Origin of the sequence: Shewanella sp. AC34-MNA-CIBAN-0136 (assembly GCF_040309945.1) — a bacterium.
In the GTDB taxonomy this organism is placed as follows: Bacteria; Pseudomonadota; Gammaproteobacteria; order Enterobacterales; family Shewanellaceae; genus Shewanella.
This window is the reverse complement of the sequence record NZ_JBEOPJ010000008.1, coordinates 17,235-41,165: the sequence shown is the minus strand read 5'-3', so window position 1 is coordinate 41,165 and position 23,931 is coordinate 17,235. Positions and strand designations below refer to the sequence as shown.

Genomic DNA, 23,931 nt, shown 5'->3' with positions numbered 1-23,931 from the left:
GACTAGGTATTAACGCATAGGTTACAGCAATATGCAGTTAAGCTAGTGGGTGACATTATTATTTTATGATTCGGTTTAGCATATACCGTAATCTGTATTCGAGGTTTTATGAAAGGCATTATTTTAGCCGGTGGTTCAGGTACAAGACTACATCCAATAACAAAAGGCGTATCAAAGCAATTACTGCCTATTTATGACAAACCGATGATTTACTACCCATTGTCGGTATTAATGTTGGCGGGAATTAACCAAATCCTCATCATTACTACGCCAGAAGAACAAGATGGATTCATCCGTTTATTAGGTGATGGCAGCCAGTTTGGCATTAACCTAACTTATGAAGTTCAACCATCACCAGATGGCCTTGCTCAAGCATTTATTATCGGCGAATCATTCATTGGTTCAGACGATGTCTGCTTAGCATTGGGCGACAATATCTTCTTTGGTCAAGCATTTGGTAAACAATTAAAGCATGCAGTTCAAAACCTATCTGGAGCAACGGTATTTGGTTACCAAGTCATGGATCCAGAACGTTTCGGTGTGGTTGAGTTCGATGAAAACTTTAAAGCGTTATCAATAGAAGAAAAGCCAACAACACCTAAATCAAACTGGGCTGTTACAGGACTTTATTTTTACAATAATTCTGTTGTCAATATTGCTAAAAATGTTAAACCATCTGTACGCGGTGAGCTTGAAATCACCTGTGTTAATCAAGCGTATTTAGAGCAAGGTAACCTAAACGTTGAGCAATTAGGACGGGGTTTTGCATGGTTAGACACAGGGACTCATGACTCATTGTTAGAAGCGTCACAATTTGTTCAGACGGTTGAAAAAAGACAAGGTTTCAAAATTGCTTGTTTAGAAGAAATAGCCTTATTACAGGGCTGGTTAACAAAACAGCAAGTACGCGACATTGCGCAAACCTTAGCTAAAACCGGTTATGGTCAATATTTATTGAACATCACAAAATAATTTCAAAAAAGAAACCAATATGAATATTATTAAAACAAAAATTAAAGATTTGTTAATTATTGAACCCAAAGTATTTGGTGACGATAGAGGTTTCTTCTATGAAACATTTCAAGCTGAACGTTACAAAGCTGCGGGAATAGATGCTGACTTTGTCCAAGATAACCGTTCACGCTCAAGCCAAGGTGTTTTAAGAGGTTTGCATTTTCAAAAAACGAAACCTCAAGGAAAATTAGTCACGGTAACAGACGGTGAAGTCTTTGATGTTGCGGTTGATTTACGCCCAGGCTCTGAAACATTCGGACAACATGAAGCGATAATATTAACCGGACAAAATAAGTTACAGTTTTATGTGCCTCCAGGGTTTGCTCATGGCTTTTGTGTACTGAGCGATACTGCAGACTTCCAATATAAATGCACCGATTACTATGACCCATCAGACGAAAGTGGCTTATTGTGGAATGACCCAAGCTTGCAAATACAATGGCCATTAAGCAAGCCATTATTATCGGATAAAGACAGTATTCAGCCTACGTTAGAGGCAATTAAAGACAAACTGATTAACGGGTGGGGACAATAAATGGCACTTTATACTGTTTTTGGCGGCCGTGGTTTCATTGGTTCAGAAATCGTCAGTCAACTTCAAGCTCAAGGCCATAGTACTTTCGTGCCAGCAAGAGACGACACGAGTCTGTTAGAGCGCGAACTGGGGATTGTTTTATATTGTGCCGGAAATGGCGACTGTAAAAATACCCCTTTCTCTGTATTAGAAGCCAATGTCAGTTTACTCGCCCAATTACTGCAACATGCAAAGTTTGAGCGTTTAATTTATGTGTCTTCAACTCGGGTATACATGAATCAAGCATCAGCTAATGAACAAGCAAACCTAACGGTATGCGTCGATGATAACCGTCGTCTATTTAATTTAACTAAACTAGTTGCAGAAGAGTTATGCCTTAAAAGCGGTCGTAATGTCTGCATCGTTAGACCAAGTAATGTTTATGGCGTGGCGTTAAATAGTCCGCTATTTCTACCCGCTATTACCCGTAATGCGATTAACCACGGCAAAGTCGATATGTATATTGCTAAGGATTACGCTAAAGATTACGTGTCAGTAAAAGATGTTGCCTCTAGCTGTATTGAGATAGCATCAAATGAACTATGCCATAATCAAACCATTAATGTAGCAGCAGGTTATAACATAACGGCAAAGCAAATTGCTGATGTGCTACAAGAGCATACACAATGCGAAATTATCTGGCATGAAATTGACTTTCCTAATGAGTCTTTTCCAACAACAGACATAACCACAATAAACCAATTGATTACAAACTTTACGCCTAATAATGTGTTAGTTGATTTAAAAGACATGATTACCGAGTTTAAAAAAGTGTTAAGTACCAATTAATGAGCGGATTTAATCGTTTAATAAAAAACTCTTTAGCTAACATCATCAATGGTTTTTCAAATGTTATTTTAGGCATAGTAATATCACCATTTTTGATAAACATATTAAGTTTGGATGAGTTTTCAGTTTGGTCTATTTGTCTTCAAGCTGGAATTGCAGTTAGTATTTTTGGAGTGGCAGGACAAATAACCATAGGCCGCTTCACATCTCAGTTCAAGTTTAACAATGATGAGCTAGGATTAAATCGAGTTATTAACAACTACTTCAATATTATTCTCTATATTTTTATCTTTTTCCTACTCGTACTCGCTGTTGTTCTGGTTAACTTTGAATCGATATTCGCAAACATTCCAAATGAGATAGTTTTCGAGTCTAAAATCGCATTCTTGTTAGTTTTTGGCTCATTTACTCTCGGTATTTTTGCGACGGTATTCATTGGTTACTTCATTGGAATTGAGAAAAACCATGTCACGGCAAATATTAACCTTATCTCTAGAGTTTTTATTGGTATCGTAGTTGTATCTCTAGCTGACTATGGCTTAATTGCTATAGCGTCTGGCTACTTCGTGATTAATATTGTTTCCTATTTATTTATGTACAAACAGTTTAGTTCTTTTGAAAAACATCATTTTTCAATTGGTTTGCAAGGTAAAATCGACGAACTAGTAAAGTTCTTTGGTGGGTTAACGATTTGGAATGTGGCGCAGTTTCTAATATCCGGAATAGGTATCTTTGTTGTTTCTATTTACGACTTCGATAATCTAGCTTATTTTGTCCTCGCGATGACCATGGTGAATGCCATAGTTGGTTTGTTAGGTGCTATTGTAAATCCAATCATTCAACCTATAGTAAAGTTAAACGAAGCTGGTAACAAAAAGGGGGTTGATGAACTGGTGATATCGTTATCAATGATTTTTGCGTTGACGATATTCCTAGGTGTTAACCTTTCTAGCTATATCTCCTTACCGATACTTCAGCTTTGGGTTGGCGACAGTAATGGCGCATTAGCTAATAACTACTTCAATTATTTATTAGTCGCATTTGCCATTCGAATGGTTATTGCACCTTACGGTATGAAGTTAGTTGCCAATGCTCAGCAACTAAAAATTGCCCACTTTCCTGTTTTCGAAGGCCTGTTAAATTTCATTCTTTCAATTATTCTAGTCAAAGAATTTGGTGCAATCGGTGTAGCATATTCAACCATAATCTCAGCTATTACGATTATGCTTGTCTATACATTAAAATACTCAAAAGAAACCATTTTAGATAAAAGTGGTTTAATTATATCCTTGTCATTTCTGGTAATACCTTCAGTAGCTGTAATCTCTATTTTTTCCTTTGATTCTGTAAGTGATGCATATCGTATTTATTTGCAATTAGCACAGGTTGCTGTATTTATTGCTACTGGGTTCTATCTGAGTAAATATTTTGCGAAAGTTAAAGGTATTGTTAATGAAACTAAAGCAATTGATTAGAGATTACTTAGTCGTAATAAAGTCTAATTACTATAAAAGATTAAATAAAAATTCTGTTTTTGCGGATAAAACAATCCTTTTTAAAAAAATAGATATATCCAATTCATCAATCGGAAAATACACTTACTTTGCCGGTAAGGGAACTGTCAGTAATGCAATAATTGGTAGTTATTGTTCTATTGCCGATGGCGTTAAAATTGGCATCGGATTACACCCGCTTGATTGGGTCTCTACACATCCATCAACTTTCTCTAGTAAAACTATTTTTCCTTATAGACATTTTTCAAGATCAAAACCTTTTATCGAATCAGAAACCGTCACTATAGGTAACGATGTCTGGATTGGTTTAAATGCAATCATTTTGGATGGTGTCGTTGTAGGGAATGGCGCTGTTATTGCGGCGGGTTCTATCGTTACTAAGAATATTGATGATTACGCTATAGTCGCTGGAGTACCGGCAAAAATAATTAAGTATCGAACTCAGCCAGAAGTGACTAATATTCCATGGTGGGAACTCGATGATACTAGCTTGAATGAATATTTATCCAAGGCTGATGATTCACATGTATGAGTTTATTTATAAAGTAAATCGTCGTATTTACTTATTATTATGGAACATTCTATTTCAACGCGATTTTAAGTCATTTGGTAAAAAAACGACTATCTATAAGCCTAGAAATATTCAAGGTGCAAAGTATATTGATTTAGGTTGTAGAACATCATTTATGCCTGATGCTTGGTTACTAGCGCTTAAAATTGATGATAATGATCCGCAGTTAGTCATCTCAAATGATTGTTATATTGGTCATTATGTTCATATTGTTTCTGTAAGAAAAGTCATAATTGAAGATGCCGTTTTAGTTGCTGATAAAGTTTATATTTCAGATAATTTACACGACTTCGAATCAATATCATTACCGATAATCCATCAACCTGTTAAATACCATCGTGATGTGCTTATTAAATCAGGAGCTTGGATTGGTGAGAATGTATGCATTATTGGTGCTAGTGTCGGTAAAAATTCAGTCGTTGCAGCAAACTCTGTCGTCACAAAAGATGTACCAGATTACTGTGTAGTCGCAGGTGCTCCTGCCAGAATAATCAAACGTTATTGTCATGAAAGCCAGTCTTGGAAAAAAGTTAACCATGAATCAACATAAAAAACTGGGTCTAGTCACCGTTTTATTTAACTCACCAGACGTATTAGACGACTTTTTTGTTAGCTTATCCTGCCAGAATTATAAACACTATCAGATATATATTATTGACAATAGTACCATTCCTGAACCGTTAGCTAAATCGCGAGAACTAGCTGAACGTTATCAAATCCCTGTTACCTTTATCGATAATAAAGGCGATAACGTGGGGGTCGCAGCCGGTAATAATCAGGGTATAGATGCCGCATTAGATGACAACTGCGATCTGGTATTGTTTATTAACAATGACCTAATTTTTAAAGATGAAAATGTGCTGTCCACTCTGGTCAACAGCATGAACTCAGATGCACTCAATATGTGTAGCCCTGTTATTCTCAACTATCCAGCAAAAAAAATCTGGTACGCTGGCGGATACATAGACACAATTAAAGCTGTTGCCCCTCATCACTGTATAGATGATGAATACATTCCTAATAGCATACAACGCGCATCGTACGACTACGCACCCACCTGTTTCTTAATGGTTACGGCTGCATTACTCCGCAGAGTAGGGCGTATGGATGAAAAGTACTTTGCATACTACGACGACACTGATTTCTTATTTCGTTGTAACCAAGCTGGATACAAAGTAGAACTACTGCCAAATGTGGTTATTTACCATAAAGTGGGCAGTTCAACCGGCGGTGACTTATCCTACTTTGGCGCCTATCACCTAGCACGAAATAGAATTTACTTTATCCGTAAAAACATTAGTGGCATAAGAAAGTACATTAGTTTGCTTTACACTGTATCCACGCGTGGTATTAGACTTTTATCAGCCACCCCTGAAATTAGTCGGGCGATAAAAAAAGGGATGGCGGATGGTTTCAAAATGTAATCGTAATACTCCGCAAACATTATTGATGTTTTTCGCTGTCTCAATGATATTGTTTTCCCCTTCTTTAACAATGATTTTGTTAAAACAATCATCGTTTACATTAGGAATTGTCGTTGCTTCTTTGTGTATTTCTTTTTTCTTAGGTATTCATTTTTATTTACACAGAACGGTAAAACTCGACCAAAGTGTTATCTTTGCTTTACTCATTATAGTGTCATGCTGTTTTTTTGTTTTTGTGCACTTATTCTTTGTAAACCAACAATTACCAATGCTAGTCGAAGTGGATGCTAAACGATTTATTTTCAGCTTTGCCTGTTTATTTATCGTGGTGTTATCTGCTTTTTTAGCCGCTTTATATTTAAAAAATAACTCAAATACCTATCACTTTTACAGTGTGGTTAATATTTGTGGCATTTTATTGTTATTAAATGGGTTAATGAGTTTAACAAAAATAGATTTTTTTAGTACAGGGCTAGCTAAGCCAACATTTTTGTTTCTCGAACCGTCACATTTTGCCTTAGTAGTCACTCCATTTTTAATCTATTTTTGTCTCACTCTTTCTCGAAATAAAGCGTTATTACTACTGCTTATTGTGGCAAGTTGGGCTGGGTATATTCAAAATTTAACTCTGTTGATGGGGGTGGTATTAGCGTTTACGATTTCTACCCGCCAAAATTTAGTATTTGCAGCACTATTATTTACGTTATTTGTTGGTGCGCTAGTCACTTTACTGGGTATCGATAGCCTAAGTTATTTTACCGATCGACTGGTTCTTTCAGGTGATAACGACAACTTATCTGTACTGGTATTATTTCAAGGTTGGCAAAATGCAATAGAGACATTAACAACTCAATCCTACCTAGGTGGTGGTTTTCAACAGTTTGGTGTAACCACTGTTTATGGGTCGGTGTCCGACAAGCTTTATGCATTGCTTGGCTTCAGTATTAATCAATTTGATGGTGGCGCAACAGCGCCTAAACTTGTCGGCGAGTTTGGTATATTCGGAATCGTATTTCTATGTGGTTACTTAATATTTTATCTAAAAGTATTTTTAACACTAAGAAGCAATGCATCTGTTTCCAAAATGGATGTATTTTTTTATGCCATTTTTTTAGCCAGTTTTCTCGAGTTTTTTATTCGTGGTGTCGGCTATTTCAGCCCTCTAATGTATCTATTTCTAGTCAGTGTTTTTTATTTCACTGTACAAAAAGCAAAAATTAAGTTGGAAAAAAATGAAACTGATTGTTGATGGTATTATCGAAAACTTACAAGACAACGGTGGTTGTACCGTTTACTTTGCGCAAATACTTTCTTTTATGCAAAACAACAACATCGATCTTAACTATATTCGATTTAAAGACGAGCAAGGTCATATCCCACTGTTTGGCGAAAATACCCAAGTGAATTTTCAAGCCCCAAAGTGGCAAGAAAGATGGCGAGACGTAAACCTGCAACAAGTCACTAACGATACTGTTTTTCACTCTACTCATTACCGTTTAGCCAAACAAAAAGTGAAAACGGTGACGACAGTGCATGACTTTACCTACGAGCTGTACCGTAAAGGTCCTGCTAAATGGATGCATTCTTGGCAAAAATTTAGAGCGATTCGTAATAGTCATTTAGTGATTTGCGTATCGCAAAATACTGCCGATGATTTAATGAAATTTTGCCCTATCGATCCAAGTAAAATTCGAGTGGTGTACAATGGTGTGTCATCTGACTACTACCCGCTCGATACCACAGAACAAACGAATGAAGTGGTGTTTATCGGTGCCCGCGGATGGTACAAAAACTTCACGTTAGCAGTACAAACATTAAAGCATCAACCAGACTTAACCCTATCAATTGTCGGTGGTGGTAAACTTTCTGATGAAGAACTCCAGTTGCTTGAAGCGACAATACCTGGCCGATACGAATGGTTGGGACGCCTAACTGATGAACAGCTAAACGAACTTTACAATCGCGCCCATTGCTTATTTTATCCCTCTAGCTATGAAGGTTTTGGCATCCCAGTTATAGAAGCCATGCGCTCAGGTTGTCCGGTAATCGCGGTAAACGTGTCTTCTATTCCAGAAGTCGCAGGCTCTGCTGCCATACTCACTCAACAAGCTGACGTAGCAAGCTTCAACCAAGCATTTACCACATTACATAATCAACAAATACGCAGTTATATTATTCAAAAAGGATTTCAACAAGCGAGTCGTTTTTCATGGGAAAAATGTTACCAAGATACTCTCGCTGTTTATCAAGAACTTGATGCAATATCTTTGTAAAGGAATAGATTTTGGGTAATTTAATCAAACATTACGGCTTCTTTGGTATTCTGTCCTTAGCTTATGAGAAAGTATTAACCTATTTTCTGTTCAAACAAGCTAAAATAATACGTCGTCCATTTGATTGTCGCGGCAAACAAAATATCCAAATCGGTAAGGGTTTTTCGACTGGTCGTTATTGTCGTTTCGAAGCCCATGGCCAACATGGAGAAATTAATATTGCTATTGGTGACAATTGTCAGGTTAATGATTCAGTGCACATAGCAGCTCTAAAAAGTGTCAGTATCGGCGATAATGTGTTAATCGCGAGTCGAGTGTTTATTACCGATCTCAATCATGGTAGCTACGGTGGTGACGTGCATTCAGATCCACTATCAATATGCAAAGACAGACCATTAACAGGTACCCCCGTCGTAATAGAACAAAATGTATGGTTAGGCGAAGGAGTGATTGTTTTACCTGGTGTAACCATTGGCCAAGGTGCAATCATTGGCGCTAATGCTGTGGTATCTAAAAATGTACCGGCATTTTCAATTGCGGTAGGTAATCCTGCCAAAGTAATTAAAACTTATAACTTCGAGCAAAAAAAGTGGCTAGCAATTCATGGGTAATAACGACCACGCAGTATTAATTTGTCCCGCATTTTTCGACTATAAAGTACTGATTGAAAACCAACTAACAAAGCGTTTTACTTCTGTACACTCTTTTCCCGACAGACCGCTATGTTCTTCTATTGGTAAAGCGTTAATCAAATATAACGTAGCTAATTACAATCACTTTATTTCGCGCCAGTATAGTCAACAATTACTCGATAAAATCACTCCGTTAATAGACGATATAACCACCGTTATTATTGTTAAAGGCACCTGTATTTCACCGCTTTTAATACAGGGGATTAAGAGGTTAAATCCAAAAGTCCGCGTGGTTGTATATTGTTGGGATTCTATAGCTAACTCAAATGGATTTGTTCAATTAGCTGCGGCAGCAGATAAGGCTATGTCATTCGACTTTGCCGATTGCCAGCAACACCAATTAGAGTATGTGCCATTATTCTATCCAGATGATAACACTAGCAGCGCAGCATCAAACAAATCAGCCAACAGCTATCAATACAGTTTTATTGGCAGTTATCACGGCGACAGAGCAAAGCTGTTATATCAGGTAGTAAACAATCAACAAGGCCATTCTGCAGCCTCATTTATTAAAATTTATTTTCAAAGCAAAATACAATTCTGTGTATTTTATCTACTCGATCCTTATGTAAGAAAATGTCCTAAAGAATGGATTACATTCGACATTATTGATCGCGACACTATGAACGATATTTTCTCAGATAGTCGTTTTATTATCGATATACACCATAAAGGACAGTCGGGGTTAACCATGCGAACCTGGGAAACCTTGAGTCTAGATTACAACTTGCTGACAACAAATCCTTACGTGTTATTACACCAACCAATTGCAGCCATCGACATTCTCGACCGCACCAATGGAACCGTGTGGAGCAACGACCAAAAACAACAATTTGTTAAACAAGTTGCCATTGGCAATATATCGACAACACCTCTTTCCTTGTCCCATTGGTTGGACACACTTTTAAAATAGCATTGGCGGCATTATGACAATTACACCTATTATTATGGCTGGCGGTTCAGGTACACGTTTATGGCCGCTTTCGCGCGGTAATTACCCCAAGCAATTTTTAACCTTAAGTGGTGAGCAAACAATGCTGCAAAACACCATTACACGTTTAAAAGGCCTTGAACATACGCCTGCAATGCTTATCTGTAATGAAGAACATCGTTTTATTGCAGCAGAACAAATTAGGCAGCTTGGGGTTAAACATAGCGGGATATTTTTAGAGCCAGTAGGCCGAAATACTGCACCGGCCATTGCATTAGCAGCATTTAAAGCCACAGAGCAAGGCCAAGACCCATTGTTGTTAGTGTTGGCTGCAGACCATGTTATTGATGACGTAAGTGCGTTTCAACAAAGTGTCGCAAAGGCGGCAGAGTTAGCAGCACAAGACAAGCTGGTGACGTTTGGCATTGTAGGTAACAAACCAGAAACCGGCTATGGTTATATAAAACGCGGCCAGCAATTTCAAAGCGGTTTTGTTGTCGACAGCTTTGTCGAAAAACCGGACCTCGTCACAGCGCAACAATATATTCAAAGCGGTGATTATTATTGGAACAGCGGCATGTTTTTATTCAAAGCTAGCCGTTACTTAACCGAGCTAAAAGCATTTCGACCAGACATTTATGCCGCTTGCGAAGCAGCCATGCGAGTACAAAATAATGATCTGGACTTTATTCGTGTCGACAAAGCCGCGTTTGAAGCGTGTCCAGATGAATCTATCGATTATGCCGTAATGGAGCAAACTCAAGATGCTGTCGTTGTACCAATGGACGCCGGTTGGAGCGACGTAGGTGGTTTTGCAGCATTATGGGATGTATCTGAAAAAGACAATAATGGCAATGTGTTCAAAGGCGATGTTAAAGCTGTCGATACTAAAAACACCTTGGTTTTTGGTGAAGATAAACTTGTTGCCACCGTTGGTGTTGAAAATTTAGTCATCGTTAACACTAAAGATGCGGTATTAGTTGCGCATAAAGACCATTCGCAACACGTAAAAGCAATTGTTAATCAGCTTAAGTCTGAACAACGTTCTGAAGTCACATTTCACCGTGAAGTTTATCGTCCTTGGGGGCAATACGACTCAATTGACAACGGTGAGCGTTTTCAAGTTAAGCGTATTACCGTCAAACCTGGTGCGAAATTGTCAGTACAAATGCATCACCACCGCGCAGAACATTGGATTGTGGTATCGGGCACGGCCAAAGTAACCAATGGTGACAAAGAGATTCTATTAACCGAAAACCAGTCTACTTATATTCCCGTCGGCGTAATCCACGCACTAGAAAATCCAGGCAAAATGCCATTAGAACTTATCGAAGTTCAATCGGGTTCGTATTTAGGCGAAGATGACATCGTCCGTTTTGAAGACCGCTACGGCCGTGTAGAAGGGAAATAACTGATGTTAAACACTAAAGCAACTTTAGCTCAAAGCGGCGTGCTTTTTGGTACCAGTGGTGCGCGCGGGTTAGTTGAGCAATTTACCCCAGAGGTATGCGCTGCATTTACTCATGCCTTTGTCGCTGTTATGCAGCAAGACTTTACCTTTGATACCATAGCCATTGCGATAGACAATCGCCCTAGTAGTTATGCTATGGCCCAAGCTTGTGCACAAGCATTAGCGCAATTAGGCCTTAAATCTCAATATTACGGCGTAATACCAACACCGGCATTGGCCTATGTTGCCATGCAACAAAACATTCCTTCAATTATGGTTACCGGAAGTCATATTCCGTTCGACCGTAACGGACTCAAGTTTTATCGACCAGATGGCGAAATTTCTAAGCAAAATGAACTGGCGATTCTCTCGAGCCAAGTTGGATTTAGTGCATTAACCGAGCTCGACCCATTAACGGTTAATCCAAATGCTGCACAACACTATATTCAACGTTATTTAAATGTATTCAGCAATACACTATTACAAGGTAAGCGAATAGGCATTTACCAACATTCCAGTGCTGGCCGGGATATCTATCCTGAGTTGTTTAGTAAACTCGGAGCAGATGTTGTTACCTTAGAACGTAGTGATGTATTTGTTCCTATAGACACAGAAGCCGTGAGTGAACAAGACTGCCAAAAAGCGCTCGACTGGGTGAGATTGCACAAGCTTGACGCACTATTTTCTACCGACGGTGATGGCGATCGTCCTATGCTTGCCGACGAAAATGGTCATTGGTTAAGAGGTGATATATTAGGCCTGTTGTGCAGCAAGTACCTTAATATAGAAGCGCTGGCTATTCCTGTTAGTTGTAATACTGCTATAGAGCAAACTAAATTATTCCAAACAGTTAAACGAACTAAAATTGGTTCACCTTATGTCATCGAAGCTTTTGCTCCGTTGTTAACTCAGTTCGCTACAGTGGCAGGTTTTGAAGCCAACGGCGGTTTTTTACTTGGCAGTGATGTAAGCTTAAATCAATCTCAATCTAGTTTAACAGCCTTACCAACTCGTGATGCCGTTTTGCCGGCATTAGCGGTATTAGCTTTATCACAAACGACAGGTATTGCGGCTCAAGTAGGCCATTTACCGCAACGTTATACTCACAGCGATCGTTTAAAAGACTTTCCAACCGACAAAAGCAAAGCCATCATTGCAACGGTGCATGCATCACCTCAAGAATTACTGACGACATTAGGCGTTAATGCCGATGAACTTGTTAATGTCGATGCAACCGATGGCCTGCGACTCACCTTAGCAAGCGGATTAATTATTCATTTGCGCCCATCAGGTAATGCACCTGAGTTTCGTTGCTATGTCGAGGCCGATAACCTTGAAACTGCAAAACAATGGGTAACCAAAGTACTAACTATTATGACTCGCACTTTAGCGAACATGTAGTGCTTATACTAGGGCTTAAGACTTGGCATTAACATGTAACATTAATTTTTTGTGACTAGCCAATACTAACAAGATATTGCAACCAAGTTGCTGCAAGTTGAACAACAGCAGTAGCGCACACTAAAGTAGAAAAAGGTGTATCAGTCGGTTTCGGTTAAAATATGCAATTACACTGATAAAATAAAAAGTTAACTACAGACAGATTAATTAAAAATGCCAATAAATGTGTATTTTTGCTTCAAAAAAAGGATATTGCATCAGCAATATCCTTTTTTTATGACTAAAAATAAATACCGCAAGTCAAATATCTAATTGTAACCGTTATTGTAGGCTTATCATGATGATTAATTAGGGTTTAATACTGTATGTTAGTTTTTTTGGCTATAGTGTTTCTGTCACGTAACCGCAATATAATGTCAAAATTAATCACAAGATTGTCATTTCCGTCTGTAAATTACAGAAATTTTAAGTATAATCAGCGCTCAAAATGCATATTCGACGTAATTTAGTCGTAAATGCTTAAAAAATGGAAGTTTCGTTGAAATTTTAGGCATGCTGGAGCCGTAACCTATGGGCGGTAGCGTGTCTGAAGATCGCTCTAGGCTCTAATAGGCTCTAGACCGCTTCGCGGATAGTGCGCTTCGCTTCTAGATCGGACTTCGTCCTGCTAGGGACTGCTTCGCAGTAAAGATTTTATAGAAGCACCATAGAGCCTAGGCCGCTACGCAGCTAGTGCGCTTCGCTTCTAGGGCGGACTATGTCCTGCTAAGGACAGCTTCGCAGTTAAGATTTTATAGCAGCGCAGCGCCCTAGAATCTAGTCGTTAGGCTTTTGTTTCTACGCCGCTTCGCGGATAGTGCGCTTCGCTTCTAGATCGGACTTCGTCCTGCTAAGGACAGCTTCGCTGTAAAGATTTTATAGCAGCGCAGCGCTCTAGCAGTTAGAGCGGTGTCAGGCGGTATAAAGCGATGACGTGCGATAGCAATCTAGCGTTAACGTTTTTTGGTACGAAGCGCTAGTAATAGATAACAAACGGTATCAGGCGATATCGAACAATAAATAGCGAATGAGCCCTTTTGGCTTGTCGACTAATCTCCTTGAATAAATAATGGATTATGTTCACTCAATTCTCATAAGAAACATGGCAACGCCTTTGTTCCTTAACGAGTCAGCTAATCCTAAAATTATAAAAACGATAATAAATGAACTAGACTCTAGCAGTTAGAGCGGTGTCAGGCGGTATAGAGCGATGACGTGCGATAGCAATCTAGACTCTAGGCTTTTGCTTGCTAGCCTTTTGCTCTACTTAGAAGCGTAGCGCCCTAGAATCTAGCAGTTAGAGCGGTGTCAGGCGGTATAGAGCGATGACGTGCGATAGCAATCTAGCATCCAGGCTTTTGCTTTCTAGCCTTTTGCTCTACTTAGAAGCGTAGCGCCCTAGAATCTAGCATCTAGGCTTTTGCTTTTTAGGCTTTTGTTTTCTAAGCTTTCTATCTTTTACCCTTAATTCATTACAAAAAATTTAAATAAATTGGAATCATACAATGACGTTTAGTTACAAAACACTCATTACATCATTTTTGCTTGTATCTGTGTCGGGTTGCGCCATTGTTCCCGGCAGTCATTTTGAGGGGATTGATTCTGGTGATCAAACAAGAAGCCTCGAACAAGACTTAGATAAGGTCAACATTCAAATTATTGATGCATCATTAATAGCACAGCAAAAACAACTTCGAAAAAGTGCTAAACCGATGTCCAGTTATGCAGGTATCGATACCAGCAACTATAACTATAAATTAGGAATTGGTGACGTATTAACCATCGGTGTATGGGATCACCCTGAATTAACCATTCCTGCTGCGGTTCAACGTACTGCCGAGTTTGATGGTTTTAGGGTACAACAAGATGGCACCGTTACTTATGCTTATGCACCCAATATTCCTGCGGTAGGTAAAACAGTCAGACAATTGCATAAAGAATTGGTTGAACGGTTAAGTAAAGTCATAACAGACCCTCAAGTCGATATTAAAGTGGTTGGTTTTAGAAGCCAAAAAACCTATATCACCGGTGAAGTCACCCAACCGGGTGTGTTTCCTATTACAGAAATTCCATTAACCCTTATTGATGCATTAAACCAGGCGGGCGGCTTATCAGAATCTGCCGACTGGCGCACGGTGACATTTACTCGTGGTGAAACCACTGAGATTATAGAGTTAGACAAGTTTTATGCTCAAGGCGATATATCACAAAACCGTTTACTGCAAGACGGCGACATCGTGCACGTAAATCGTAACGATGCGCAAAAAGTGTTTGTATTAGGTGATGTCAAAAAAGCCGGTACGGTAATGCTTAACCGTTATGGCTTAAACCTAGCAGAGGCGTTAAGTGATTCAGGCGGCTTAAACGAAAATACCGCCGATGCTAACGGCATATTTGTACTGCGTAAACGCGATTATCAACAAACGGGTATTTTAGCCGATGTATATCAATTACATGCTAAGAATATTGCCTCGTTGGTACTGGCTGAGCAATTTGAGTTACAACCGCACGATATTGTGTATGTAACCTCTGCACCATTGGCCCGTTGGAACCGCGTAATCAGCTTGTTACTGCCTTCGGTCGCGTCATTAGATCAAATTGATGGTATTTCAAACTAATCAATCAATGTCTACTCCGTTAAGGGTTTTACACTATGTTTGATTCAGTATTAATGGTTTGTGCAGGCAATATTTGCCGCAGCCCAACCGCTGAGTATGTTTTAAAAAGCAAGCTTATCGATAAAAATATCACCATCGCATCAGCAGGATTAACCGCATTAGTCGGTAAATCAGCTGACTCCATGGCGCAAAAAATTGCCTTAAGTCATGGTGTGGTAATGGACTCACACCAAGGTCAGCAATTGTCGTCGCAATTAATTGCCACTAATAGTGTCATTCTTGTTATGGAACAACGCCATTTAAACGATGTTCACAGCCGCTACCCTGAGGCGCGTGGTAAAACGTTTTTATTAGGGAAATGGATTAATAATGCAGAAATTCCCGATCCGTATCGCCAAAGCCAAGAAGCCTTTGAGCATGTGTACGCATTAATCGATAGCGCATGTAGCGCTTGGCAAAAATATCTATAAGGAATGGCAACTTAATGAGTGCTCAGCCTACAACAAAAAAAACTGATAACCTTGCTCAGCAAGCACAAGAAATCGATTTAATGGCATTGTTTGGCGCCTTGTTAGACCGCAAATATTTTATTATTGGTTTAACCGCGTTATTCATGTTCGTCGGCGTGGTGTATGCAGTGTTATCAACACCTGTGTACCAGGCAACTGCGATGATACAAGTAGAAGACAGCGGCTCATCCGTGCCTGGTTTAGATGACATGGCGGGAATGTTCGAAAGTACTTCAACAGCCGTAACCGAAATTGAACTATTAAAATCACGCTCGGTGATTGGTGAAGCAGTCGATAATTTAAAGCTAGATGTTATTGCTGAGCCAAAGCTATTTCCATTTATTGGTTCTCGCTCATTTCGTAAATTTGCGCCTATGAATGAAGGTGATATAGCTGACCCCAGTTTTGGTGCCAGCAGTTACGCCTGGGGCGGCGAAATTATCGATGTATTCCGTTTCGATGTACCAAAATCGGCCATAGGCTTAGGTTTTACGTTAGTCACTTTAGAAAACAATGCAGTAGCGTTATTAAACGACGATGGCGAGCAAATTCTAAAAGGCAAAGTGGGCCAAGAGTTAAGTAATGCAAAATTTAACTTAACCGTGCGCTCGTTACATGCGCGCCCTGGAACTGAGTTTACAATCACTCGCCAAGATAGACTAAACACTATTCTAGATTTACAAACCGCAATAGGTGCCAGTGAGAAAGGTAAAGACTCAGGCATTATTAACTTAAGCTTACAAAGCGATAACCCGAATTATGCCGAAAAAGTACTCGATAAAGTTGCGGCAATTTATGTCCGTCGTAATGTTGAACGAAATTCTGCAGAAGCGCAAAAATCATTAGAGTTTTTAGAAGTTCAATTACCCGAGATTAAAAAGCAACTTGAATTTGCGGAGCAACGCTTTAACGATTACCAAATAAAGCGTCAGTCTATTAACATCACCCTAGAAACCCAAGGCGTGCTTGAGCAAGTTGTTGCCCTAGAGACTAAATTACAAGAGTTGGAATTAAAACGACTAGAAATAAGTCGTAAGTTCAAAAAAGATCATCCTACTTACCAGGGCTTAGTCGAGCAAATTAGTGCGGTTAATGATCAAAAGAAAGAGCTTGTAGGTCAGGTAGGCAATTTACCTGAAACTCAACAAGAATTGTTACGCTTAAAACGCGATGTTGAAGTCAGTAACGAGATTTATACCATGTTATTAGGTAAAACTCAGGAGCTGGATATCGTTCGTGCCGGTACCGTCGGTAATGTGCGCATTATTGACTCTGCCGAGGTCAACACCTCTAAACCAGTCAAACCTAAGAAGCCACTAATTGTAGTTATGGCAACGATGTTAGGTGGCATGTTAGCCATTGCGATTGTGTTAGTGCAAAAAGCAATGCACCGTGGCGTAGAAGACCCTAGCGAGATTGAAGCAATAGGCTTGCCTGTTTATGCCAGTGTGCCGTATTCAGAAAATCAACAGAAGCTTATGGGCTTCGGTAAATTGAGTAAAACCAAAGCGGCTGCAAAGGCTAAATCGATTTTAGCCATAGACAATCCGGCCGATTTATCCATTGAGGCCCTACGCAGTCTTCGTACCAGTCTGCATTTTGCCATGATGGAAGCAAAAAATAATATTATTGCTATATCTGGCCCAAGCCCAGGGGTGGGTAAGTCATTTATTTCGGTTAACTTAGCGGCAATACTGGCCCAAAGTGGTAAAAAAGTACTAATTATCGATGCTGATATGCGTAAAGGCTATTTACAAACCCAGTTTGGCCTAAAGTGGGATGATGGCTTAAGTGATTATTTATCTGGCCGTTTAACTCTAGGACAAGTGACTAAAGCAACTAAAGTTAATGGTTTAAGCGTCATTACTCGTGGCCAAATACCGCCAAATCCTTCTGAATTATTAATGCACACTAATTTTAGCAATCTAGTCGAAGAAGTAAGCGCTGCATACGATTTGGTTATTATAGACACTCCACCAATATTAGCGGTAACCGATCCGGCCATTGTCAGTGCCCACACTGGCACGACGTTGTTGGTTGCCCGTTTTGGTCAGAATCATCTCCGTGAAATCGAATTGACCCGTAATCGCTTCGAACAAAACGGAATAGACGTGAAAGGCGTTGTGTTTAATGGTGTAGTGAAAAAAGCAAGTAATGCTTATGGCTATTATGGTTATTACAACTATGAATATAAGTCGGATAAGTAATAGAGCCTATTGGGACTGTTTTTAAGAAAACAGTCAAACCGAGGCCCTATGCAGGTTAGCGAAGATTAGCCTGTCTCAAAATGGATTAAAAGTGTCTCAGCTTGGTTTGTAAGGCTGAGATCCAAAGTTGTAAATATTCAATTTCCCTTAATCTAAATCGACTCTTAAAATAGACTACTCAATAGCTCTCGGATACACAATAATGAAAATTTTAGTCACAGGTGGTGCCGGCTTTATCGGCTCTGCAGTAGTGCGTCATATCATCAATAATACCCAAGACAGTGTCATCAATGTTGATAAATTAACGTATGCAGGCAACCTCGAATCGCTTGTCAGTGTAGAACATTATGACCGCTATGCTTTTGAACAAGTCGATATCTGTGACCGTGCTGAATTGGACCGCGTCTTTAAGCAACACCAACCGGATGCCGTGATGCACCTTGCGGCAGAATCGCACGTTGACCGTTCAATCACCGGACCATCAGATTTTATTCAAACCAATATTGTTGGTACTTACACGTTGCTTGAAGCGACGAGAGAGTATTGGAATACGTTGTCAGTAGATGCCAAAAAAGCATTTCGTTTTCATCACATCTCTACCGATGAAGTGTACGGAGATTTGCCTCATCCTGATGAACAAGATGGGCAGAGTTCAAATGAAGCGCTACCATTATTTACTGAAAAAACATCTTATGCACCAAGCAGTCCTTATTCAGCATCTAAAGCATCAAGTGACCACCTAGTCAGAGCTTGGTTACGCACATACGGTTTACCAACCATTGTGACTAACTGTTCTAACAACTACGGTCCGTATCATTTTCCTGAGAAGTTAATTCCATTAGTTATCCTCAATGCATTAGAAGGGAAGCCACTTCCAATTTACGGTAAAGGAGAGCAAATTCGTGATTGGTTGTATGTAGAAGACCATGCTCGTGCACTTTATAAAGTAGTCACAAGCGGTAAGGTTGGTGAGACCTACAATATTGGCGGCCATAACGAAAAACAAAACTTAGAAGTCGTTCAAACAATTTGCTCAATTTTAGATTCTTTAGTGCCTAAAGCTACTCCTTATGCAGAGCAAATTACCTATGTAACTGATAGACCTGGTCATGATCGTCGTTATGCAATTGATTCGAGCAAAATGCAGCGTGAACTTGGCTGGACGCCGGTAGAAACATTTGAAACTGGGCTTAAAAAGACAATTGAATGGTATTTAACTAATCAAACGTGGTGTCAACACGTACAAGATGGCAGTTATCAGCGTGACCGTCTAGGTGTAGAAACATGTGGCAAGGAAACTAATAAATGAAAGGCATCGTATTAGCTGGCGGTTCTGGTACACGTCTGTACCCACTTACACGTGGTACGTCTAAACAAATGTTACCGATTTACGATAAGCCCATGATTTACTATCCAATATCAACGTTAATGTTGGCAGGTATCAGAGATATTCTGATTATTACCACATTAGAAGACCAAGCTGGTTTTAAGCGATTACTTGGTGATGGTAGTGATTATGGTATAAACCTAGAATTCGCAATACAGCCAAGCCCAGATGGCCTTGCACAAGCTTTCATTATTGGCGAAGAGTTTATCGGTAACGACAGTGTTTGTTTGGTATTGGGTGATAATATTTTTTATGGTCAATCCTTTAGTAAAACATTGAAGAATGCTGCGAACAGAGAAAACGGTGCCACAGTATTTGGTTATCAAGTCAAAGATCCAGAAAGATTTGGTGTGGTTGAGTTTGATAAAGATTTGAAAGCCGTATCGATAGAAGAAAAACCAACGAAGCCAAAATCAAATTATGCTGTCACCGGTTTGTACTTCTACGACAACAATGTTGTCGAAATGGCAAAGCAAGTTAAACCGTCACATCGCGGTGAATTAGAAATCACCACGTTAAATGAAATGTATTTGAACCAAGGTAACTTGAATGTTGAGTTGCTCGGTCGCGGCTTTGCATGGTTAGATACTGGCACTCATGAAAGTTTGCATGAAGCGTCTTCTTTTGTACAAACGATAGAAAATGTACAAGGTCTAAAAGTGGCCTGCTTAGAAGAGATCGCTTGGCGTCATGGATGGTTAAGTTCCGAACAACTCGCTGAATTGGCCAAGCCAATGATGAAAAATAACTATGGTCAATACTTGGAGCGTTTAGCTAGCGAAACTTCAGTATGAAAATATTAATTACGGGTAAAAATGGTCAAGTAGGGAGTTGTTTAGTCGATCTGCTCGAAGCACATACTGAGCTAACATTCTTAGCATTAGATCGTGAAGAATTGGATATCACCGACCCAATCCAAGTTGATAAAATAGTTAGTGAATTTCGGCCTAATATTATCGTTAATGCCGCGGCATATACCGCTGTAGATACAGCTGAACAAGAATGTGAATTAGCCAATGCTATCAATAGAGACGGTCCACAAAATCTTGCGCTAGCGGCAAATAAAATCAATGCAGTCATCATTCATATATCTACCGATTATGTGTTCAATGGCGATAGCGCAGAGAGCTATACTGAGCTAGATGTTACTGCTCCTCAAGGTGAGTACGGCCGTAGTAAGTTAGCCGGTGAACAAGCAGTTGCTCAGGCTTGTCCTAAACATATTATATTGAGAACAGCTTGGGTCTTTGGTGAACACGGTAATAACTTCGTCAAAACCATGCTACGCCTTGCTAAAACTAGAGATACCATAGGTGTTGTCGCTGATCAATTTGGTGGTCCGACTAATGCCGATGATATAGCAAAGGCAATTCTAACAATCTCAAAGCAGATTGCGCATGATAGTCATTCTTATGGTATCTATCATTTTTCTGGCTTCCCCTATGTAAGTTGGCATTCTTTTGCACAAAAAATATTTGAAATAGCATTGGAACAAAACGTACTCGTTCAGCCAATTAAAGTTAATCCAATAACCACACTAGACTATCCAACTCCAGCTAAACGTCCAGCAAACTCTCGTTTAAATTGTGACAAGATTTATAATGCATTTGGCATTAAACAGAGTGACTGGCAAGCAGCGTTAACACGAATTAAAGAGTATTTGTAAATGAAAGTAATAAATACAAAGATACCTGACGTTAAAATTATTGAGCCTACAGTATTTGGCGATGAACGCGGTTTTTTTATGGAAACTTGGAATCAATCTAAATTTGAAGAATTAGTTACAGGTAAACCAACACTATTTGTACAAGATAACCATTCAAAATCCAAGAAAGGAATTTTGCGAGGTTTACATTACCAAACTGAAAATACTCAAGGAAAACTAGTACGTGTAGTTTCTGGTGAGGTATTTGATGTAGCTGTAGATATACGAAAGGGCTCCGCAACTTTTGGTGAGTGGGTTGGGGAATACCTTTCAGCGGAAAATAAACGTCAACTTTGGGTCCCCGAAGGTTTTGCTCATGGATTTTATGTAACAAGTGACGAAGCTGAATTTGTATATAAATGTACTCACTACTATAATCCAAAATTTGAACACTCTATTAAGTGGAATGACGAATCTGTTAATATAGGATGGCCTCTATCGGCAACACCTATATTAAGTAATAAAGATATGAATGCTATTGATTTTAATGATGCGGAGTATTTTAATGGTTCAATATAATGTCCAATTACAAAAATTTAATACATTAAATTTATCTGCAATAGCCAAACAATTTCACCGAATATCTGATGAAAATGAGTTACGAACATTATTTGTAAATGATATTGTAAAAAATGATTGTTTTAAAGTTATTGGGTCCGGAAGTAATATTTGGTTGAGCAGTAAAGAAATACCTGTAGTCATAAAGTTAGAAAGTAAAGGTATTAATATTCAACGAAGCGAAAAAACTACAATAGTTGTGGCAAAAGCCGGTGAAAATTGGAGTTGCTTTGTTGATTTGCTCGTTTCAGAGAATATTGGAGGTCTAGAGTTTCTCAGTAGTATACCAGGTACCGTAGGAGCTGCACCGATCCAGAATATCGGTGCTTATGGCACAGAAGTTTGTCAATATATTAAGTCTGTTAGAGTGTTTGATACACGAACTTACGAGTTCAAAACATTTATTAATTCAGAGTGTAACTTTAGCTATAGAGATAGTTTATTTAAAAGTAGTATTAATAATTCCTTTGTTATTACAGAAGTTGAATTCGAATTTGAAAATGATTACGAACCGAACATTAGAGGGAATGAACTGAAGACTGCTATGTCTTCTGGAAACTTCAGTATAAAAAATATTGCTAAGAACATTAAAAATATTAGGTCTATAAAATTACCAAACCCAGTAATTGAACCTAATGCTGGAAGTTTTTTTAAAAATCCAATATTAAATAAATCAGAATTAGATAAGTTGATTTTGAAATGTGAAAATCTTGTTTATTATGAATATGAGACAGATTATAAGATCAGTGCAGCTTGGATTATTGAGCATGCAGGTTGGAAAGGGAAGAATGTTGATGGAGTTGCTATGAGTACAATGCATTCTCTCGTTTTGACAAACATATCAACGAATAGTTTAACTAGAATAGATTACTTTGTAACATCGTTAAAGAAAGATATTTCTGAAAGGTTTGGAATTAATTTGGAAGTTGAACCCGTTTTTTGGTAATTTATAGAGAGATATAGTTTTGGAAAAATTAATAATAGTTGGTGGGAAGAAGTTAAAAGGTTCTATACCGATATCAGGCGCAAAAAATGCTACATTGCCTTTAATTTGTGCAGCATTACTATTAGACGGTAAATTAATATTAGATAATGTCCCTGAGCTTAAAGATGTGTATACATTAATGGAAATTTTAAGTTCAATGGGTGCTAAGACCCAATTTAGTGATAATCACTTAGAAATAGATTGTTCAAATATTGAAAACACTTTCGCATCTTATGATTTGGTTAAAACTATGCGTGCATCTATTCTTGTTCTTGGACCTTTACTTACAAGGTTTGGAAAAGCTAAGGTGTCACTTCCTGGTGGATGTGCAATTGGCAGTAGACCTGTTGATCAACATTTAAAAGCCTTAGAAAGCCTAGGGGCTAAGATATTAATTGAAGAAGGTTACGTTATAGCTGAAGGCCAACTAATTGGCGCCGAAGTTTATTTTGATATGCCTACCGTTGGTGGTACTGAAAATATAATTCTTGCTGCGACGTTGGCTTTAGGCACAACAGTTGTCAATAATGCTGCTATGGAACCTGAAATCGTTGATCTTTGTAAGTGCTTAAGAAGTATGGGTGCTAATATTGTAGGTGACGGGACTTCAGTCATAACAATAGAAGGTGTGAGTGAATTAAATAGCTCGAAGCATACCGTTATGGCAGATAGAATAGAAGCTGGAACATTCGTCATCGCATCAGCGATAACCGATTCAAATCTAACTTTGACAAATATTAGAAAAAAAGATTTTTCTTCAATATTAAGTAAATTAACACAAGCTGGTATATCTTTAGTTGAGGATGAGAACGGTGTTACGGTTTATCGAGACAAACGTCTCAAAGCTGTGGATATACAAACTCAGCCACATCCAGGATTCCCTACTGATATGCAGGCTCAATTTACAGTGCTCAATTGTGTAGCGGATGGGGTTGGTACAGTCGAAGAAACCATTTTTGAAAATAGATTTATGCATGTTGCAGAACTTAATAGGATGAATGCAAATATTAGTATTCATGGCAGTCATGCTAAAGTCGTTGGCAATTGCAAATTTAAAGGCGCAACTGTAATGGCAACAGATTTGAGAGCTTCGGCATCACTTGTTATTGCAGGGCTTGTTGCAGAGGGAACTACTACAGTCGAACGTATTTATCACTTAGACCGTGGATATGAGAATATAGAGGCTAAATTGCAATCAGTAGGTGCAAGTGTAACTCGTATAACGAGCTAATTTGTTGATTAAATAAGAAGGTGATAGTTAATTTGATTATCACCTTTAATTTTAAGGAT

General features: G+C 38.8%; 22 protein-coding genes. All 22 read left to right on the top strand.

Features of this window, described 5'->3' with window-relative positions:
- Window positions 1–108: 108 nt before the first annotated feature.
- Window positions 109–972 carry a glucose-1-phosphate thymidylyltransferase RfbA gene (gene rfbA, locus AAEY94_RS09680; RefSeq protein WP_101086424.1) on the top strand — a complete coding sequence of 288 codons (864 nt, stop codon included), beginning with the start codon at window positions 109–111 and terminating at the stop codon, window positions 970–972.
- Between the two features lie 19 nt (window positions 973–991).
- Window positions 992–1,549, top strand: a complete 558-nt coding sequence (gene rfbC, locus AAEY94_RS09675) for a dTDP-4-dehydrorhamnose 3,5-epimerase (protein ID WP_350978638.1) — start codon at window positions 992–994, stop codon at window positions 1,547–1,549.
- Complete coding sequence (locus AAEY94_RS09670) at window positions 1,550–2,377, top strand: NAD-dependent epimerase/dehydratase family protein (RefSeq protein ID WP_350978636.1); 828 nt, start codon at window positions 1,550–1,552, stop codon at window positions 2,375–2,377.
- Window positions 2,377–3,852 (top strand): lipopolysaccharide biosynthesis protein, encoded by a 1,476-nt coding sequence (locus tag AAEY94_RS09665; RefSeq protein ID WP_350978634.1) that lies wholly within the window; start codon window positions 2,377–2,379, stop codon window positions 3,850–3,852. The genes AAEY94_RS09670 and AAEY94_RS09665 overlap by 1 nt, the downstream gene beginning before the upstream one ends.
- Window positions 3,830–4,423 (top strand): CatB-related O-acetyltransferase, encoded by a 594-nt coding sequence (locus tag AAEY94_RS09660; RefSeq protein ID WP_350978633.1) that lies wholly within the window; start codon window positions 3,830–3,832, stop codon window positions 4,421–4,423. The genes AAEY94_RS09665 and AAEY94_RS09660 overlap by 23 nt, the downstream gene beginning before the upstream one ends.
- Window positions 4,416–5,012 carry an acyltransferase gene (locus AAEY94_RS09655; protein ID WP_350978631.1) on the top strand — a complete coding sequence of 199 codons (597 nt, stop codon included), beginning with the start codon at window positions 4,416–4,418 and terminating at the stop codon, window positions 5,010–5,012. Before AAEY94_RS09660 ends, AAEY94_RS09655 begins: the two co-directional genes overlap by 8 nt.
- A complete protein-coding gene (locus AAEY94_RS09650) occupies window positions 4,999–5,886 on the top strand; it encodes a glycosyltransferase family 2 protein (protein ID WP_350978630.1) in 888 nt (295 codons plus the stop codon). The genes AAEY94_RS09655 and AAEY94_RS09650 overlap by 14 nt, the downstream gene beginning before the upstream one ends.
- Complete coding sequence (locus tag AAEY94_RS09645) at window positions 5,870–7,135, top strand: hypothetical protein (RefSeq protein ID WP_350978628.1); 1,266 nt, start codon at window positions 5,870–5,872, stop codon at window positions 7,133–7,135. Before AAEY94_RS09650 ends, AAEY94_RS09645 begins: the two co-directional genes overlap by 17 nt.
- Window positions 7,119–8,159: a glycosyltransferase family 4 protein gene (locus AAEY94_RS09640; protein ID WP_350978626.1), complete on the top strand. Its 1,041-nt coding sequence runs from the start codon at window positions 7,119–7,121 to the stop codon at window positions 8,157–8,159. The genes AAEY94_RS09645 and AAEY94_RS09640 overlap by 17 nt, the downstream gene beginning before the upstream one ends.
- An 11-nt stretch (window positions 8,160–8,170) precedes the next feature.
- On the top strand, window positions 8,171–8,770 hold the full coding sequence (locus AAEY94_RS09635; protein ID WP_350978625.1) for a DapH/DapD/GlmU-related protein: 600 nt from the start codon (window positions 8,171–8,173) through the stop codon (window positions 8,768–8,770).
- The gene (locus AAEY94_RS09630) at window positions 8,763–9,764 is read left to right on the top strand and encodes a WaaS/CpsH family glycosyltransferase (RefSeq protein WP_350978624.1); all 1,002 of its coding nucleotides are present in this window, start codon (window positions 8,763–8,765) and stop codon (window positions 9,762–9,764) included. Before AAEY94_RS09635 ends, AAEY94_RS09630 begins: the two co-directional genes overlap by 8 nt.
- 13 nt (window positions 9,765–9,777) lie before the next feature.
- Window positions 9,778–11,193 (top strand): mannose-1-phosphate guanylyltransferase/mannose-6-phosphate isomerase, encoded by a 1,416-nt coding sequence (locus AAEY94_RS09625; protein ID WP_101086435.1) that lies wholly within the window; start codon window positions 9,778–9,780, stop codon window positions 11,191–11,193.
- 3 nt (window positions 11,194–11,196) lie between these two features.
- Window positions 11,197–12,633, top strand: coding sequence for a phosphomannomutase (locus tag AAEY94_RS09620; protein WP_350978622.1), 1,437 nt, complete (start codon window positions 11,197–11,199; stop codon window positions 12,631–12,633).
- Between the two features lie 1,544 nt (window positions 12,634–14,177).
- Window positions 14,178–15,290 carry a polysaccharide export protein gene (locus tag AAEY94_RS09615; RefSeq protein WP_350978620.1) on the top strand — a complete coding sequence of 371 codons (1,113 nt, stop codon included), beginning with the start codon at window positions 14,178–14,180 and terminating at the stop codon, window positions 15,288–15,290.
- A 35-nt stretch (window positions 15,291–15,325) separates the two neighbouring features.
- On the top strand, window positions 15,326–15,760 hold the full coding sequence (locus AAEY94_RS09610; RefSeq protein ID WP_350978618.1) for a low molecular weight protein-tyrosine-phosphatase: 435 nt from the start codon (window positions 15,326–15,328) through the stop codon (window positions 15,758–15,760).
- 14 nt (window positions 15,761–15,774) lie between these two features.
- Entirely contained in the window at window positions 15,775–18,006 is a 2,232-nt protein-coding gene (locus tag AAEY94_RS09605; RefSeq protein WP_350978617.1) for a polysaccharide biosynthesis tyrosine autokinase, read from the top strand.
- A 202-nt stretch (window positions 18,007–18,208) separates the two neighbouring features.
- Window positions 18,209–19,315, top strand: a complete 1,107-nt coding sequence (gene rfbB, locus AAEY94_RS09600; protein ID WP_350978615.1) for a dTDP-glucose 4,6-dehydratase — start codon at window positions 18,209–18,211, stop codon at window positions 19,313–19,315.
- Window positions 19,312–20,187: a glucose-1-phosphate thymidylyltransferase RfbA gene (gene rfbA, locus AAEY94_RS09595; RefSeq protein ID WP_350978613.1), complete on the top strand. Its 876-nt coding sequence runs from the start codon at window positions 19,312–19,314 to the stop codon at window positions 20,185–20,187. The genes rfbB and rfbA (AAEY94_RS09595) overlap by 4 nt, the downstream gene beginning before the upstream one ends.
- Window positions 20,184–21,059: a dTDP-4-dehydrorhamnose reductase gene (rfbD, locus tag AAEY94_RS09590; RefSeq protein ID WP_350978611.1), complete on the top strand. Its 876-nt coding sequence runs from the start codon at window positions 20,184–20,186 to the stop codon at window positions 21,057–21,059. The genes rfbA (AAEY94_RS09595) and rfbD overlap by 4 nt, the downstream gene beginning before the upstream one ends.
- Complete coding sequence (gene rfbC / locus AAEY94_RS09585; RefSeq protein WP_350978609.1) at window positions 21,060–21,617, top strand: dTDP-4-dehydrorhamnose 3,5-epimerase; 558 nt, start codon at window positions 21,060–21,062, stop codon at window positions 21,615–21,617. It begins immediately after the preceding gene.
- Window positions 21,604–22,602, top strand: coding sequence for a UDP-N-acetylmuramate dehydrogenase (gene murB, locus AAEY94_RS09580; protein ID WP_350978607.1), 999 nt, complete (start codon window positions 21,604–21,606; stop codon window positions 22,600–22,602). The genes rfbC (AAEY94_RS09585) and murB overlap by 14 nt, the downstream gene beginning before the upstream one ends.
- A 19-nt stretch (window positions 22,603–22,621) precedes the next feature.
- Window positions 22,622–23,872 carry a UDP-N-acetylglucosamine 1-carboxyvinyltransferase gene (gene murA, locus AAEY94_RS09575; protein WP_350978605.1) on the top strand — a complete coding sequence of 417 codons (1,251 nt, stop codon included), beginning with the start codon at window positions 22,622–22,624 and terminating at the stop codon, window positions 23,870–23,872.
- The last annotated feature ends 59 nt before the right edge of the window (window positions 23,873–23,931 follow it).

Bases quoted from the DNA above. Each gene is read 5' to 3' on its own strand.
- rfbA (WP_101086424.1), top strand. From the start codon at position 109: ATGAAAGGCATTATTTTAGCCGGTGGTTCAGGTACAAGACTACATCCA.
- rfbC (WP_350978638.1), top strand. From the start codon at position 992: ATGAATATTATTAAAACAAAAATTAAAGATTTGTTAATTATTGAACCC.
- AAEY94_RS09670 (WP_350978636.1), top strand. From the start codon at position 1,550: ATGGCACTTTATACTGTTTTTGGCGGCCGTGGTTTCATTGGTTCAGAA.
- AAEY94_RS09665 (WP_350978634.1), top strand. From the start codon at position 2,377: ATGAGCGGATTTAATCGTTTAATAAAAAACTCTTTAGCTAACATCATC.
- AAEY94_RS09660 (WP_350978633.1), top strand. From the start codon at position 3,830: ATGAAACTAAAGCAATTGATTAGAGATTACTTAGTCGTAATAAAGTCT.
- AAEY94_RS09655 (WP_350978631.1), top strand. From the start codon at position 4,416: ATGTATGAGTTTATTTATAAAGTAAATCGTCGTATTTACTTATTATTA.
- AAEY94_RS09650 (WP_350978630.1), top strand. From the start codon at position 4,999: ATGAATCAACATAAAAAACTGGGTCTAGTCACCGTTTTATTTAACTCA.
- AAEY94_RS09645 (WP_350978628.1), top strand. From the start codon at position 5,870: ATGGTTTCAAAATGTAATCGTAATACTCCGCAAACATTATTGATGTTT.
- AAEY94_RS09640 (WP_350978626.1), top strand. From the start codon at position 7,119: ATGAAACTGATTGTTGATGGTATTATCGAAAACTTACAAGACAACGGT.
- AAEY94_RS09630 (WP_350978624.1), top strand. From the start codon at position 8,763: ATGGGTAATAACGACCACGCAGTATTAATTTGTCCCGCATTTTTCGAC.
- AAEY94_RS09625 (WP_101086435.1), top strand. From the start codon at position 9,778: ATGACAATTACACCTATTATTATGGCTGGCGGTTCAGGTACACGTTTA.
- AAEY94_RS09620 (WP_350978622.1), top strand. From the start codon at position 11,197: ATGTTAAACACTAAAGCAACTTTAGCTCAAAGCGGCGTGCTTTTTGGT.
- AAEY94_RS09615 (WP_350978620.1), top strand. From the start codon at position 14,178: ATGACGTTTAGTTACAAAACACTCATTACATCATTTTTGCTTGTATCT.
- AAEY94_RS09610 (WP_350978618.1), top strand. From the start codon at position 15,326: ATGTTTGATTCAGTATTAATGGTTTGTGCAGGCAATATTTGCCGCAGC.
- AAEY94_RS09605 (WP_350978617.1), top strand. From the start codon at position 15,775: ATGAGTGCTCAGCCTACAACAAAAAAAACTGATAACCTTGCTCAGCAA.
- rfbB (WP_350978615.1), top strand. From the start codon at position 18,209: ATGAAAATTTTAGTCACAGGTGGTGCCGGCTTTATCGGCTCTGCAGTA.
- rfbA (WP_350978613.1), top strand. From the start codon at position 19,312: ATGAAAGGCATCGTATTAGCTGGCGGTTCTGGTACACGTCTGTACCCA.
- rfbD (WP_350978611.1), top strand. From the start codon at position 20,184: ATGAAAATATTAATTACGGGTAAAAATGGTCAAGTAGGGAGTTGTTTA.
- rfbC (WP_350978609.1), top strand. From the start codon at position 21,060: ATGAAAGTAATAAATACAAAGATACCTGACGTTAAAATTATTGAGCCT.
- murB (WP_350978607.1), top strand. From the start codon at position 21,604: ATGGTTCAATATAATGTCCAATTACAAAAATTTAATACATTAAATTTA.